This window comes from Gilliamella sp. Nev3-1, assembly GCF_001690435.1.
GTDB lineage: Bacteria > Pseudomonadota > Gammaproteobacteria > Enterobacterales > Orbaceae > Gilliamella > Gilliamella apicola_C.
In genome coordinates this window covers 1-14,518 of sequence record NZ_LZHN01000020.1, presented here as the reverse complement: position 1 = coordinate 14,518, position 14,518 = coordinate 1, and the positions used below count along the sequence as shown (strand labels likewise).

At 37.3% G+C, this 14,518-nt stretch carries 14 protein-coding genes; all 14 read left to right on the top strand.

Going from position 1 to position 14,518, the window contains the following annotated elements; genetic code table 11:
- The first annotated feature begins 69 nt into the window (after positions 1-69).
- The 14 genes from A9G40_RS04125 to A9G40_RS04060 all read left to right on the top strand — a co-directional run bounded on the left by A9G40_RS04125 (position 70) and on the right by A9G40_RS04060 (position 14,431).
- Positions 70-429 (top strand): hypothetical protein, encoded by a 360-nt coding sequence (locus A9G40_RS04125; protein WP_065582028.1) that lies wholly within the window; start codon positions 70-72, stop codon positions 427-429.
- Between the two features lie 60 nt (positions 430-489).
- Positions 490-1,416 carry a phage capsid protein gene (locus A9G40_RS04120; protein WP_065582027.1) on the top strand — a complete coding sequence of 309 codons (927 nt, stop codon included), beginning with the start codon at positions 490-492 and terminating at the stop codon, positions 1,414-1,416.
- A gap of 50 nt (positions 1,417-1,466) precedes the next feature.
- Positions 1,467-1,988 carry a gp436 family protein gene (locus A9G40_RS04115; RefSeq protein WP_065582026.1) on the top strand — a complete coding sequence of 174 codons (522 nt, stop codon included), beginning with the start codon at positions 1,467-1,469 and terminating at the stop codon, positions 1,986-1,988.
- Positions 1,985-2,434, top strand: a complete 450-nt coding sequence (locus A9G40_RS04110) for a phage tail terminator protein (RefSeq protein WP_065582025.1) — start codon at positions 1,985-1,987, stop codon at positions 2,432-2,434. The genes A9G40_RS04115 and A9G40_RS04110 overlap by 4 nt, the downstream gene beginning before the upstream one ends.
- A gap of 19 nt (positions 2,435-2,453) precedes the next feature.
- The gene (locus A9G40_RS04105) at positions 2,454-3,215 is read left to right on the top strand and encodes a hypothetical protein (RefSeq protein WP_065582024.1); all 762 of its coding nucleotides are present in this window, start codon (positions 2,454-2,456) and stop codon (positions 3,213-3,215) included.
- 57 nt (positions 3,216-3,272) lie between these two features.
- Positions 3,273-3,689: a DUF6631 family protein gene (locus A9G40_RS04100; protein ID WP_065582023.1), complete on the top strand. Its 417-nt coding sequence runs from the start codon at positions 3,273-3,275 to the stop codon at positions 3,687-3,689.
- Between the two features lie 214 nt (positions 3,690-3,903).
- Positions 3,904-7,416 (top strand): phage tail length tape measure family protein, encoded by a 3,513-nt coding sequence (locus tag A9G40_RS04095; protein ID WP_065582022.1) that lies wholly within the window; start codon positions 3,904-3,906, stop codon positions 7,414-7,416.
- A gap of 3 nt (positions 7,417-7,419) precedes the next feature.
- Positions 7,420-8,355, top strand: a complete 936-nt coding sequence (locus tag A9G40_RS04090; protein ID WP_065582021.1) for a hypothetical protein — start codon at positions 7,420-7,422, stop codon at positions 8,353-8,355.
- A gap of 9 nt (positions 8,356-8,364) precedes the next feature.
- Complete coding sequence (locus A9G40_RS04085; protein WP_065582020.1) at positions 8,365-9,318, top strand: hypothetical protein; 954 nt, start codon at positions 8,365-8,367, stop codon at positions 9,316-9,318.
- Positions 9,318-10,979, top strand: a complete 1,662-nt coding sequence (locus A9G40_RS04080) for a hypothetical protein (protein ID WP_065582019.1) — start codon at positions 9,318-9,320, stop codon at positions 10,977-10,979. Before A9G40_RS04085 ends, A9G40_RS04080 begins: the two co-directional genes overlap by 1 nt.
- Entirely contained in the window at positions 10,966-11,778 is an 813-nt protein-coding gene (locus tag A9G40_RS04075) for a phage BR0599 family protein (protein ID WP_065582018.1), read from the top strand. The genes A9G40_RS04080 and A9G40_RS04075 overlap by 14 nt, the downstream gene beginning before the upstream one ends.
- A gap of 10 nt (positions 11,779-11,788) precedes the next feature.
- On the top strand, positions 11,789-12,019 hold the full coding sequence (locus A9G40_RS04070; protein ID WP_065582017.1) for a hypothetical protein: 231 nt from the start codon (positions 11,789-11,791) through the stop codon (positions 12,017-12,019).
- Entirely contained in the window at positions 12,000-12,218 is a 219-nt protein-coding gene (locus A9G40_RS04065) for a hypothetical protein (protein ID WP_065582016.1), read from the top strand. Before A9G40_RS04070 ends, A9G40_RS04065 begins: the two co-directional genes overlap by 20 nt.
- A gap of 2 nt (positions 12,219-12,220) precedes the next feature.
- Complete coding sequence (locus A9G40_RS04060; protein WP_065582015.1) at positions 12,221-14,431, top strand: phage tail protein; 2,211 nt, start codon at positions 12,221-12,223, stop codon at positions 14,429-14,431.
- Positions 14,432-14,518 lie beyond the last annotated feature (87 nt).

Genomic DNA, 14,518 nt, shown 5'->3' with positions numbered 1-14,518 from the left:
AGCAAACAATATTACATGGACTGATTAATTTCAGTCTTATTTTGAATTTTAATTTAGAGGTTTCTCAATATGAATATTCCAGGTTTAACAGTTGCAAAAACAGCAGAAGGTGAAATCAAGCCTCGTGTAATTGTGTGTCATGGTAATGAAGATGGGCTAGCAAAAACTGCAATTGACGGTACTGCATTATTAATCGGTGTATCAACAATTGTTGGTGGTGGTGATGGTGAAGTGTTTGACGTTGTACGCAGCGGATTGGCACAAGTTTTTTATAGCGAAACCATTGCGATTGGTGACCCAATCACTGCAAATGCGGATGGCCGAGCTAAAAAAGCGATGTCAGGTGATTTTATTATTGGCTATGCCGAAGTTGCGGGTAACGCCGATGAATTAGGCGCTATTTGGATTGCGCCAAGTAAACAAGCTTAATTTTTATTTAACTAATGGTCCATGACATTTGATAAACAATTTTATAAATAGGAGTTTTATATGCAGCGTCCTTTTCCCGTTGAACCACAGCTAACTGCAATAGCGATTGCATACCGAAATAACAAGTTAATAGCTGATGAAGTATTACCACGTGTACCCGTTTCTAGCACGTCTTTTAAATGGTTAGAGTACGATTTTTCAGAGCGATTTACGCTCCCAGATACTAAAGTTGGGCGGACAGCACAACCCAATCAAGTTGAATTTGGTGCCGTCGAGCAAGAAAGTTCAGTAACTGATTATGGACTTGATAGCCCCGTACCGCAAGATGATATTGATACGGCAATTACTGGACACAACCCACTAGGCCATGCTGTTGAAGCGACAACAGATTTAATTTTGTTAGATCGTGAAGTTCGAGCCGCTAATGTACTGTTTAATGCAAGTAACTACACCAACACCAAAACGTTAACAGCAGCGCAACAGTGGAACGATGATAAAAGTGATCCGATTGGTTTAATTACAGACGCTTTTGATTCAATGATTATGCGTCCTAATATCGGCACACTAGGTCGTCGAGTTGCCACAATATTACGTCGTCATCCCAAAATTGTTGCCGCATACCACGGTAATGCAGGCGAAAACGGACTGGTTCCACTAGGTTTTTTAGCTGACTTATTAGAGTTAGAAGCGATTTATATTGGTGATGCATTCCTAAATAGTGCTAAACCGGGTAAATCACCAACCCTATTACGTGCGTGGGGCAATAAAGCTAGCTTCACCGTTCGCAATAAATTAGCTAGCACTAAAGGCGGCGTTACATTTGGCTTTACCGCCCAATTTAAAGATCGTGTATCTGGTTCAATCGCAGACCCTGATATTGGTTTACGTGGTGGTCAACGTGTTCGGGTCGGTGAATCGGTCAAAGAGCTCGTTGTGGCTAAAGATGCAGGCTATCTGTTTGAAAATGTTATTCCAGCAAACAGTTAATAATGTGAACAACAACCAACGGTAATTTATCGTTGGTTTGGGTAAAGATGATGAATATTCCATACATTACATTGCTAAATTTATCCGAACGTCCAGGACTCATTGAGCTATCTCAATTGGTTGCTCAAGATGGTGAAATTCCCATAGATGCTAATTTATTGGAAGTCATTATTAATGGTGGTGATGTTTCAAGTTGGTTTCCTGATGATGTTATTAAGGCAAATCGAGCAATCTCACGCATTAATGAATCAATCGCTGATACTGAAGCTGAAATAAACGGCTTTTTACGACAAAGAGGACACAAACTGCCCTTACTTAAAGTACCACGTCTGCTAACTGATTGGGCACGCATTATTGTGCGTTACAAATTGCATCGCAATCGTATTTCTGATGAAAAAACGGATCCGATAGTTCGTGACTATAAACAAGTTCAGGGCTTTTTAAAAATGGTAGCGGAAGGGAAATATTCGCTTGGTATTGATGATGCTTTGCCTGTCGCAGGTGGTGTACCAAAACAAACTGGCCCTGTTCGTGTATTTGATATGAACACACTTAGGGATTTTGGAAGATGAGTAGCGCACCGTTTGATGTTTCAGTGATTGCTGAAAAGTTAAAAGGTTTAATTGCTAATAAAACATTAGTTTTTGTTGGTACTAGTGCTGAATACGGCAAGTTAACCGATTTAACGTCAGCGCCAACCCCTGCTGCTTATGTTTTGCTTGGTAAAGAAACACCCAATGATAAGCCGGCCGGTACACGTCAATCAGTGAGTGTTAATTTTGGTGTTGTGGTTGTTGCTCGTGATATTTCTAGTCAAGCAACCAATATTCAAAATGTTAAACAGCTAGCTAACCCAGTGATTGGAGCTGTGCGTGATTTGTTGATTGGTAAAACAGTTCAATTTATTGATGGAGTGCGCCCCGTTAGCTGGATTGGTGGGCAAACGTTAGGTTTTCAAAATGGCGTGCTAGTTTGGATTGATTCATTTCAAACCCAACACTTCATCGGTAGCCGATAAATAATTTTAGGAGAAAGATATGTCAGATTTATTAATGAGTTTACAAGGTACCATAAATCTTGCCGCCCGTAATACCGCCAGTTCACCCGTTCGACCTAATGCCTTTCGGCATGTGGGTACCGCTGACTCTTGCGAGATGGAGTTAAGTGTTGAAACAGTAACACAAAATGAATCCTACACAGGACAACGCTTACAAGTTGGTGAATTAACACTAGGTAAAAGTGGCACGTTAAATCTTACGTTAAAAGATTGGTCAATTGAAAACATTGCTTTGGCACTTTATGGTGAAAAGATTACTGTTGATTCAGGTATAGCGACAGATGAAAAATTACCAGAGAACCTGATAATAGGTGATCGTATCAAGTTAACTCATCCATTTGTAGCTGATGTCGAGTTAAAAACACCAGATGGCTCTACATTAGTATTAGGCACGGATTATGAAATTGAATCAGCTCACGCAGGATTAATTAAATTATTAACTACAACGGCATTAACTGCAACGGTAGATTATTCATACGCTAAAACTGAAAGTTTGGGCATTTTTACCCGTCAACCACCAGAACGTTGGTTTATGCTGGATGGTATCAATACTGACAGAGAAAACGAACATGTAATTGTGGAGCTATTCCGCGTTAAATTCAATCCAATTTCTAACTTTTCATTACTACACAATGAAGGATACGGTGAATTACCGTTAACTGCTACTGTTCTAGCTGATATGAGCCAAAGCAAGGATAGTTCACTTGGTTATTTTGGCTCATATGTTCAAAAGGCGAAATAATTATTAATACTGCGGTGATGTTTCACCGCTAACTTAATCAAGTTGTAGGTAAATAACATGGCAGAAAAAGTGACAGCAACAAAAGAAGAATCAAATGATTTAAACGCATTAATGCCGAATCGTGAAATCACGCTAGGAGGTGAAATAATTACAGTACGTGAATATTCATTTAAAGATGCACTAACAATCGGTAACGAAATTGACCAGTTTGTTGCATTAATTGTGAATGAAATGAACGGTACAAACAAAATAACAATTGAGCAAGCCGACACAATTATTATGAATAATTTAGAGTTGGTTTATTCATTAATCAGTACCTCTATTAAAAAACCGATTTCGTTTATTGAAGCGTTGTCATATGAAGAGGGTTTGCAATTATTAGACTGGTGGTGGGTTGTTAATTCTCGTTTTTTTATGAACGCGGTAACTCGCAAAATCATTCGGCAAAACGCTACAAAACAGGCAAATCAGTAAGCTGGAGTGAGGTTTTTACTTTACTAATTAAAAATGGACATGATGCACAGCAGTTACCACATTACACGCAACGTCAGTTACTGCTGTATTACGATGAATTAATTAAGCTACAAAACCGAGAACGAGCTAACCGAATTGAAGATATTTGTGTTGGCTTTAATGGTGGTAAACAAGTTACTAAGTTTGTAAAACAGTTACGCGGAGAGCAATAATAATGGCTAATAACGATATGAATATTGCAATGAAGTTCACTGCTGACGTGAATAGAGCAAAAGATAATATCAGTCAATTAAATGCTGAGCTGAAAGAGTCAGCAAATGTTGCTCAAGATGCTAACAAAAAAAGTGCCAAAAGCATGAGAGATGTTTATATGGCACAAACTGAAGCAATGAACCGTGGTGCGCAAGCTACCGCTGCTGCCGAACAGCAAGCTAAAGCACAGAGTATTGCAGCTAAAGCAGCTGAAGCACATAAAAAAGAAGTTGAAAAACTGCGCCAAGGTTTAGATAAATTACTTGCTAGCATTGATCCAGCGACAAAAGGTCTAAGTCGTTTAGATGAATTAGAAAGCAAGTTAAGAAAATCCAAAAAAGCGGGAGTAATTGATAGTAATACGTTTGATGATTATTTATCAAAAATCAGTAATCAACGTGCGGCGTTATCAACGGTTGAAACGCTTAATGAAAGTACTAAAAAATTAAATCTCAATACTAAAAGTGCCCGTCTCAGCATCACTAGTATGTTTAAACAATTAGCGAGAGGTAATTTTGCATCAGCGGGAAATTCATTGCTAACAATTGGTAATATGACGGGACGGTTACCACCATTATTTAGTGCTACTACATTATCAGTTGGTATTTTTATTGCTGCCGCTTACAAAATGTCTCAAGTGATAAGTACGATAATTTCAGACCAAGAGCGGTTTAATCGTGCATTAATTTCAACGGGTAATTATGCTGGTGCGACAGCTGGTGGGCTTGAGATGATGTCTCAACGTATCGGTAAAATTAATCATAACTACAGTGAAACACGTGCAGCCATTACTGAACTGACGGAAACGGGGCGATTATCAGCAAAATCCATTGAAAATATTGCTACTGCATCAGCATATATGGCACAAGTGACGGGAAAAAGTGCCCAAGACGCCGTTCAATCATTTAAAGGTATAGAATCTGCGGTTACAAGCTGGGCGGTTGAAAGTAATAAACAATACCACTTTTTAGATCTGGCTACTTATCAGCGTATAAGTGCGTTAGAAGAACAAGGTAGAACCGAAGAAGCTATTGCAATCGCTACAGATAAATATGCTTCAGAGATGGAAGTCAGTGCTAATAAGATGGAAGAACAACTCAATTGGTTAGAAAAGGCATGGAAAAATTTTAAAAATGGAGTGAGTGATGTAGGAAATAGATTAAAAAAAGATATTAAATTCAGCCTGGGCCTATCAAACTTAGATGAAGATATTGAAAGGTTAGAAGAAGGCAAAAATCGAGGGTTCCATATTGTGCCTGGTTATGGGGCGATTTCATATAATAAAAATGACGATAAAGCATTACAAGAAAAATATGCTCAACGAGATAAACAGCAAAAAGAAGATCAAGAAAAACATAATACCGATGTCATTAATGAAAAAGCAATCAATGCTCAAAAAGAGCTTGACGAACTTCATAAACAAAATGCAACTGATGCCGAAAAACAAGCTAAAGCTGTTGATGAATTACGTAAAAAATATGAAGCGCTGTGGGCTGATGAAAAGGGTCGTAAAGATTTGCAAGCTCAAGGTATCACATCAAATGATGGAAAATCGTTTGCTGGGGGTCAATATGATAAAGATGTTCAAGAAATTACAGATAAACAACTAAGGCAATATAACGAACAATTAAAAAATAAAGTTGCGCTACAAGAAAAAAGTACCGCCCTAGCTAAAGCACTTTATGAAATAGAAAAAGGTCAGTATAAAAATGCTAGCCAAGAGATCAAAGATGAAATTATTACTAATGCAAAATTGGTAGATGAGCAAGAAGCCAAAAAATTGCTAAGTCAATATAACGAACAATTAAAAAATAAAGTGGTTATGCAAGAAAAAAGTACTGCTCTAGCTAAAGCTCTTTATGAAATAGAAAAGGGGCAGTATAAAAATGCTAGCCAAGAGATCAAAGATGAAATTATTGCTAATGCAAAATTAATAGATGCGCACGAAGCAAAGAAAAAAGCAATACAAGAATCAGTCAGAGCAGCAAAATCTGCGGCACTTGAAACAGAACAATTTATAAAGTCGCTGGAATCACAAGCCGATAAGCAGACACAAAAAACATATGCAACTCGGCAAGCGTTGATTGATTCTCAAAAATTAACGGTAGAGCAACGTAATCGAGCTAATGCGGCAAATAATGCAATTACAGCACACGAAAATAAAAAACTTAATGACGAATTACAAAATCAACTCAATTCGCTATTGTTTGATCCTGCCAGAATTAAAACGGCAGAAATTGATAGATGGTATCAAGCGGTTATTGCGCAACTTAAAGCGAATAAAAATATCGAAGGCATTGACTTAATTGACCAGTTGTTACCACTAAAAAAAGCTGAAGCAAATCTTGCCGAAATTTTAGCAAAAATTCAGCAAGCACAATCACAGCAGTCAATTAAAGAACAAAGTATACAAGCACAAGTAACTGCTGGTTTAATTACACAAGTTGAAGCCCAAAGTCAGTTAGTTGATTTACACAAGCAAACAGCGCAAGAACTTGCCAAATATTTACCTACTTTGCAAGCTATGACAGCGCTTCCTGGTCAAGTTGGAGAAAATGCACAAAAAGCACTTGCTACACTTCAGCTACAAATTGCAGAACTAAATAAAACTACTGATGCATTAACCAATGCATTTAAAAACGGGTTACAAAGCGGTATCCAAGGTAGTCTTGATTCTTTAGCAAAAGGTACATTTGAATTAAAAGATGCTTTATTAAACCTTGCACAAAGTATTGTATCGGCAATGGCTCAGGTAGCAAGTAAAGGTCTTGCTGATATTGCCATGAATCAACTCAATAATTTGGGTAAATTACTTTTTAGCTCAATAACAGATACAGCAGTTGAAAATGCCAGTGCTATCGCTTCAGCAGAACTGATAGGCACAGCAATAACTACTGCGACAAGTGTTGGTTCGGTTGAGCTTGGCACTTCATTAACTACCGCAATGACAACGGGAACCGCAGGATTAACCGGCGCAATGGCAGCCGCATTTTCAAGTGGTGCAGCAACCTTATACACAGCAATTACATCGGCTAGTGCAGGTAGCACTGCTATGTCTGGGTTAGCGGGCGTGGCATCTGTTGCGGCAGCGACTGGTGGTTATATCAGTGGACCAGGTACAAGTACATCAGATTCAATCCCAGCTCGCTTATCAAACGGTGAATTTGTTGTGAAAGCTGAATCAGTGAAAAAATATGGTCTTGACTATCTTCACGCTATCAACACGGGGCGATTACATCGTTATGCAACCGGTGGACTTGTTAGTAATGTCAATATCCCAAAAGCGCCATTACTTGATGATAACCAACAACGCAAAAGCTCACCAACTGTATTGAGTCCCGTTATTCAGCAAGAACTAGTCATTGATGCGGGTGATATGGTCAGTCGTGGCATCAATAGCATAACGGGTAGCAGAGCATTTAAAACATTTATTCGAGCAAATAAACAAACAATTAAACAAGATTTGGGGATTTAATCTATGGCTTATCAAAGTGGAATTGCAGATAACGAAATTGATTTACTGGATAAATTAAATCTATTTTTAACAACTGATAGTGAATTGGTCAATTCTGGAGATAATTGGACTGAAATTTACAGTGGTGAAACAGCAGCTACTGCAACAGTTGCAAAGCGAAAATCATATGCGTGGAGTGCGCCAGGAGCGACTGCTGGCGATAATATTTATGTTGCATGTAAAACAGCTAATAGTATTTCAAATGATATTTATAATCTCTATTTTTGTGGTGGAACCTATTTTAATGTTGAGTTGGTCAATCAGCCCGAAAATGTATCTAGTGGTATGTTAAATCGCACACAAGTCGGGTTATTTGCTGATAATAACCCATTACATTACTGGTTTTTTGCCAATAATCGTCGATTTATTGTGATAACAAAAATGACAACAGTTTATTCCAGTTGTTATTGCGGATTTATGCTACCAAACGCATTACCAAATGAGTACCCTTATCCACTAGTGATTGCAGGTAGCTGTAATAATGAACTACAACGATATTCCGTTACAACAGATTCTTTTGCGTCAATTATCGACCCGCGTAACAATCATTTTTATCTATTTACCCCATCGCAGTCATGGCAACAATTTTATGGTTCAAAAGGTAGCGAAACAAAATTAGTTTATCCAAGAGGAATTGAACAATTTTATCGTTATGGCAAAAAAATAATCGATGCATTAACGGCATCACCCAATTGCTACTCACCGCTATATCCCGTATCAATTTTAGATGTAACAAAAGCAACTCAATTTTGGGGGGCATTAGATGGTGTCTACTGGGTGCCAGGGTTAAGCCGTGCCGCTGAAGATACAATTAAAACCGATGATGGGCGCGAATTTATTATTTTTCAAAATGGTTTTCGTGTAACGAATATTGATTTTTTTGCAATTGAAAAAATTTAGGAGCTAAACATGGCATATCAAACGGGTAACGCATCATCAGTCGTAGATTTATTATCAAAACTAGCGACGTTTGCACAATCTGTTGATGGATGGGTTATTGATAAAATTGATACTAAAGCAAAAGAACTCTATTTACATAATGAAAATTGTTTTTGGAGCCTAAAAGTTGGATCATCGAATTCACTTCCCACGTTGTACATTGCTATCAACAATCAGTTTAACGCAAATTTATCCTGGGATAACCAAGCTGGTTCAAGCTCTGTTAACGGTAAAGCAAATTTCTATCGTTATTATTGGGGGGCTGGTACTAATTTTCATTATGAGCCATTTGCTTCATATACATTTTTAGCAACATCACAATATATTCATGTTGTTGTACGTGTCGATTCTCGCCGTTTTCGCCATTTCGGTATTGGAACAGTAAAAAAAGATGGGATTTACAATGGCGGGCATTATGCATATGGAACACATTCAAAAAACACATCAAAAACAGGTGAAGCATCATATCCATTTACAAGTTATATGTATTTATTTTTTGATTGTCGTCAATTTGCGAATGTTATCAGAGTTGAAGGCAAAGACTATTTCTTTGGAGCTAGTCAGCCCAATTATGAGGGAATGGGAGCGATGGGGCTCGGCGATGCTACGATTGAGCGTTATTATTATAAACCACATCCAGATATGTTACTTGTTGAGGCAAGTTTATCTCAATTTAATAATTTGATAACGTTGGTACCACAATCAATTTATATATATTTAAAGAGTAAACAATACCAGCGGATTGGTGTAGTTCCTGATTTTTACGTAGCAAGAATTGATAGCGTTGTGCCTGGCACTATTCGTGAAATTAGAGGTGAAAAATATTATTGCTGTGCGGCAACAATGTTTCAAACTGTCACAGATAATGTTCAGGATGAAGATAATAGTTATGACCTTGGCTACTTTTATAGAGTAATTGAGTGATGAGTAACAAACATACAGGATACGTTATTAATGATTTAAAAAAGCTGCGTGGTCAGCGTAGCTTTGATTTACCTCTGTATCAGGGGATGGCTAAACTTTCATCTGTTGTTGAAGATAAGGCGGGATTTGTTACACATGGTATCCCTTTGCAGCTATTCAATGTGCGAAAAGGCTACATTACGCAATCATTTTTAAATGCTATTTATAACAAACTCTATATTAATCCTTCAACAATTAATGTTGGTTATGTTAGTAGTTATCGTACTATAGAAATATCAATTTTTAATGGTTATTTCAGTAGTAAAATTCTGACTGACATTACATATAGTGATAAACAAGGGGTCACAGTCAGTAATGTAACACTGCCTCTTTTATTTAGTCGATTAAGTATGAAAGTGTTGTCAATTGATATTGAGAGCCACGGCATCGATAGTATTAATTGTACGATTTCTTTTCATTTTCTCAATGCTGAAAAAGTTACGTTGGTGGTAAATGGTAATCGTTCGCTACCACTTGCCTTATTGCCAAATTGGTCACAAGGTATCACGGAAACATTAGAGTGGAAAACCAATGTGCATCAATCACAAACAGGAGCAGAACAACGGGTAGCAATGCGATTAACACCGCGTCGGACATTTGAGTTTCAAGCGCTTATCTATCAGCACGAACGTCGACAAATTGAAAATATACTATTTCAGAACTATTTAAGTTCATTTTCACTGCCAGTTTATAGTGATATTGCATTACTAGATAGAGAAGTTAAACCAGGTGATAAGACAATTTATTTATCAACAATCGGGCGAGATTATTATATAGGCGGTAATTTAATTGTTATCGATGGTAGCAATACCATTGTTGCCAATATTGAATCAATTAAAAATTCAAGTATTACACTATCTGAACCGATATACACAGCTATTTTTAAAGGTGCAAAAGTATTTCCGATTAAATCGGCGAAAATGACTGAACCGCCCAGAATTATCAGGCGAACAGATGAATTAGCAACCGCAGATTTACGATTTTTAGTTGTTGAAAAAAATGACATTAACGCAAATGTTGCGCTACCTACGTATAATAATTTTTATGTGCTCGAGCAAGAACCAAATTGGTCGGATGATGTACATGTCTCATATGAATCAATGCGACGTGAAATCGACAATCAAACGGGTATTATATACTACTCAGATAGCGCACAGCGCATCTTTATTACCCAGTCTCATGAGTTTCTAATTAATGGTCGTAATGAGCAACTGAAATTGCGTGCGTTATTTTACGCACTACGTGGCCGCCAAAAACCTATTTTTGTCCCCTCTTTCAGTAATGATTGCAAACCAGTTGATGATGTGACCAGTGAAATTTTAGATATTGAGCAAAATAGCATGAGTGAAACTGACCGAGGCGGACAGTTCTTAAGAATTTTATTGAGTGGCAATCGCATTTTATATCGTGAAATTGTCAATGTAAAAAGTAATAACAAGGGTGGGCTTCGGTTATTGCTCAATGAAAAGGCATCATTTACACGTAATGAAGTCATCAAAATATCCATAATGCGACTATGTCGTTTAAATGATGACAAAGTTATATGGGAACATTTAACTGATGCTGATGGTACAGCAAGAATAAAAGTTACATTTAGAGAGGTACGGTATGAGCTGGAGTGAGTTTGAGTATTCCGTTGCAAATGGTCAGCCATTAACGCTGTATGAGTTCAAAAGGCAAAATTTATATTATCGCTATACAAATGCTGATCGCTCAATAAGGGTCAATAATGCGCTATGGGAAGCGATCGCAATTAGTGATAACGGACTATCAGCAAGCAGTAATAATAATGTCGAAATTACCTTACCTGTTACGAATAAAGTGGTTTCATTTTACCGAGGTGTTCCACCAAGTACGTCAGTAAAAGTTAGAATTTATCGCATGCATTATCATGATAATCAACAAGAGTTACGGGTGGCATGGGTGGGCAATATCACTGAAGTCAAACGTGAAAAAATTGGTGAAGCCAAAATTATCACAACCAATATTGTTAATACATTTGGTCGAGAGGGTTTAAGGCTGACGTGGGGGAGAAAATGCCCGCATGCGCTGTATGATAGTAGATGTAAGGTTAAAGCTCGTCATTATGTTATTTCAGGGTTAGAGATCACCGCATTAGATGGTAAATCAATTACATTCAATGTGCCTCAGGGTATTAATAATGGTTACTTTAGTGGGGGCTATATTGAATATGATTTTGAAGGCCTAACAGAAAGGCGAGGTATTCGCATGCATAACAACAATAATTTAAGTCTTTACGGAGGAACGTATGGACTAAGTGTTGGTTTGGCAATAAATGTCTACCCCGGATGCGATAATACAATTGCTACATGTGAAAATAAATTTAATAACCATTTGAATTATGGGGGTTGCCCACATATGCCGGGTAAATCACCATACAGCATCACTAAACTATTCTAGGAGGTTAATTATGTGGTGGGCGATTGCGCGTTTTGTTGTTGTACTGGTTGCATCCTATTTTTTAAACCAAGCATTAGCAAAAAAACATAATAACAAGGTCAATGCGGCAACGTTTGATGATTTTGATTATCCTCAACCAGCAGAAGGAACTCCTCAATGTGTGTTTTTTGGTGATTGTTGGACTGCGGATTGGTTTGTTCTAGCGTATGGAAATTATCGTTATGAAGCAATTAGAAAATAGCATATGGATAACTATGGCTGATATTCGCCAAGGCGGTGGTTGTGCGTGGGGACTAAGAGCGTGGTTTAAACACTATGGACTGAGTTTTAACGATTTTATTCAAAATGGTGGGATTGATAGCGAAACAGTTTTAATTACAGGTGATGCGTTAGCTATTCGTATTGTTGAATTTGCAAAGCAAAGAGTACAGAAGAGGTAAGTATGGGCAGTAAAAAGAAGAAAACAACAATTGGTTATAAATACTTTTTCAGTATTCAGTCGGGGCTTGGGCGTGGACCAATTAATGAGTTAGTTGCTATTACCGCTGATGATAAAACTGTGTTTGCAGGTCAAGCAAATGAAGTTACTGTTAGCAAATCAATTTATATTGATAAGCCGAATTTGTTTGGTGGTACTAATGTTGGTGGTGAAGGTGGAATTAAAGGCATATTTGAAATCGCAATGGGTGATGCAGATCAGGAGCCAACTAGTCGTGTAAAAAATTTACTGGGCGGCGTTGTGCCTGGTTTTCGGGGCATGGTTACGACGTTCTTTGACGGTTTAATTAGTGCTTATTCAGCAAGTCCAAAACCGTGGAAATATAGAGTCAGACGTACAACACAAGGTTGGTCAAATAACGAAGTATGGTACCCAGAAAAGTGTATCATTATGTTATATGATGATACATCAACAATTCATGAAAAAGATAATGGAATAAATAGCAATTTAAGAACTATTCACGCAATGAATCCTGCGCATATTTTGATAGAGTGCGCAACCAACAATGATTGGGGACGAGGATTGCAACTATATGAGGATATTGATTTAGATTCATTTAAAACTGCTGCTGATATTCTATATAATGAAAAATTCGGTTTATGCTTTCGTTACAATCGACAAGATGGGTTAGATACATTTGTACAGCAGGTGTTAGATCATATAGGCGCAGTACAATATGCTGATTTAACAACAGGAAAAATTAAACTAAAACTGATTCGTGATAATTACAAAACAGAAGATTTACCATTGTTTAATTACGATAACGGTATTTTAGTGGTACAGGACGATGATAGTAGCGCTTCCGATAATGTACCAAATGAAATTGCTGTAAAATGGCATAATCCCGTTACGAATGAGGATAGTGAAGCAAGAGCTCAAAACTTAGGTGCAATTCAAGCGGTTGGCTTAATCAGTAGCTCAATCGAATATAAAGCTCTACCGACATTTGAGCTGGCTACACGTGTTGCTCAGCGAGAGCTTGAGTCTGGCATTGCTGGGTTGATTCGTTTAACCATTCAATTTGACCGCCGAGGTGAAATATTAACTCCCGCCGATTGTTTTCGGGTATCCCTGCCAGACCGAGATATCAAAGATATGGTTATGCGGGTAGGCTCTATTAACGAGCACGAAGATGGAATGATTGAAATCACCGCAATTCAGGATGTTTTTGGGTTGGCAGACACCGTTTATAACAGTGGTAATCAATCTGGAACAGGAATAGTTCAAGATGCAACACCAAAACCTATTGAAAATTACATGCTATTTGAATCTCCTTATTTTGCAATGCGCCAATTATCAAATCATGATGTTGATAACGAATCGGGATATATGATTTTAGTTTCTGCTCAGCCAACTTCACAATCAATTAACTATTTATTACAAACTGCAACTGAAGGTGTTGACTTTACAATTAGAGGAACAGGCGATTTTACGCCAAGTGCGGTATTAATCAGTAAACGTCAGTTAAGTAAAGTAGATACACAATTAAACGTGATTTTTAACAAAAATATGACAGATGTTTCAATTGGTAGTGCAGCTATTATTGGTAATGAAATTGTTCGAATTGATGCATTTGATGAGTTAAATGGCACCATAACAATAGCAAGGGGATGTGCAGACACATTACCACAAACACACAGTAAAGATTCGTTTATCTGGTTTTTTGATAGTTTATTCGAAACGGATGGTATCGAATATTTAAAAGGTGAAGTTGTTTATGTTCAACAGTTAACACAAACTAATGCAGGAACACTCAGTGCAAATAAAGCCCCCATTCGAGCACTAAAATTTAACGCAAGAGCCGCACGACCATATCCACCTGCTAATTTACAAATAAATGGAGTTATTACAGAGACAATAATATTAAAAGAACAAGAAACAATAGTATTAACATGGTTACATCGAAACAAAGAAATACAACAAGACAATCTCATTGCATATAATGAAGGCAATATTGATAAACCAGAAACCGTTGAATATCATATTGAATATTATTTAGCTAGTGAACTAAAGAAAACAGCAGTAACAAATGAAAATTCTCACGAACTAGAAATTAATGAAACGGAACGTTTTGATGAAATTAGGCTCTACGCATACGACACAAAATCCGAGTTAGAAAGTTTACAGCAGTATAAATTACAAATTAAAGATTAATATTTGTAATTTGTTTTCATATGATGAAAAATACAAAATAGTTAATTATCACTTAATTTGAGCGTGATTTATCACGCTCGGCATCAT

What these genes read in the sequence shown, in the direction of transcription:
- A9G40_RS04115 (WP_065582026.1), top strand. Translation starts at nt 1,467, where the DNA reads ATGAATATTCCATACATTACATTGCTAAATTTATCCGAACGTCCAGGA.
- A9G40_RS04070 (WP_065582017.1), top strand. Translation starts at nt 11,789, where the DNA reads ATGTGGTGGGCGATTGCGCGTTTTGTTGTTGTACTGGTTGCATCCTAT.
- A9G40_RS04110 (WP_065582025.1), top strand. Translation starts at nt 1,985, where the DNA reads ATGAGTAGCGCACCGTTTGATGTTTCAGTGATTGCTGAAAAGTTAAAA.
- A9G40_RS04065 (WP_065582016.1), top strand. Translation starts at nt 12,000, where the DNA reads ATGAAGCAATTAGAAAATAGCATATGGATAACTATGGCTGATATTCGC.
- A9G40_RS04075 (WP_065582018.1), top strand. Translation starts at nt 10,966, where the DNA reads ATGAGCTGGAGTGAGTTTGAGTATTCCGTTGCAAATGGTCAGCCATTA.
- A9G40_RS04100 (WP_065582023.1), top strand. Translation starts at nt 3,273, where the DNA reads ATGGCAGAAAAAGTGACAGCAACAAAAGAAGAATCAAATGATTTAAAC.
- A9G40_RS04060 (WP_065582015.1), top strand. Translation starts at nt 12,221, where the DNA reads ATGGGCAGTAAAAAGAAGAAAACAACAATTGGTTATAAATACTTTTTC.
- A9G40_RS04125 (WP_065582028.1), top strand. Translation starts at nt 70, where the DNA reads ATGAATATTCCAGGTTTAACAGTTGCAAAAACAGCAGAAGGTGAAATC.
- A9G40_RS04120 (WP_065582027.1), top strand. Translation starts at nt 490, where the DNA reads ATGCAGCGTCCTTTTCCCGTTGAACCACAGCTAACTGCAATAGCGATT.
- A9G40_RS04085 (WP_065582020.1), top strand. Translation starts at nt 8,365, where the DNA reads ATGGCATATCAAACGGGTAACGCATCATCAGTCGTAGATTTATTATCA.
- A9G40_RS04105 (WP_065582024.1), top strand. Translation starts at nt 2,454, where the DNA reads ATGTCAGATTTATTAATGAGTTTACAAGGTACCATAAATCTTGCCGCC.
- A9G40_RS04080 (WP_065582019.1), top strand. Translation starts at nt 9,318, where the DNA reads ATGAGTAACAAACATACAGGATACGTTATTAATGATTTAAAAAAGCTG.
- A9G40_RS04090 (WP_065582021.1), top strand. Translation starts at nt 7,420, where the DNA reads ATGGCTTATCAAAGTGGAATTGCAGATAACGAAATTGATTTACTGGAT.
- A9G40_RS04095 (WP_065582022.1), top strand. Translation starts at nt 3,904, where the DNA reads ATGGCTAATAACGATATGAATATTGCAATGAAGTTCACTGCTGACGTG.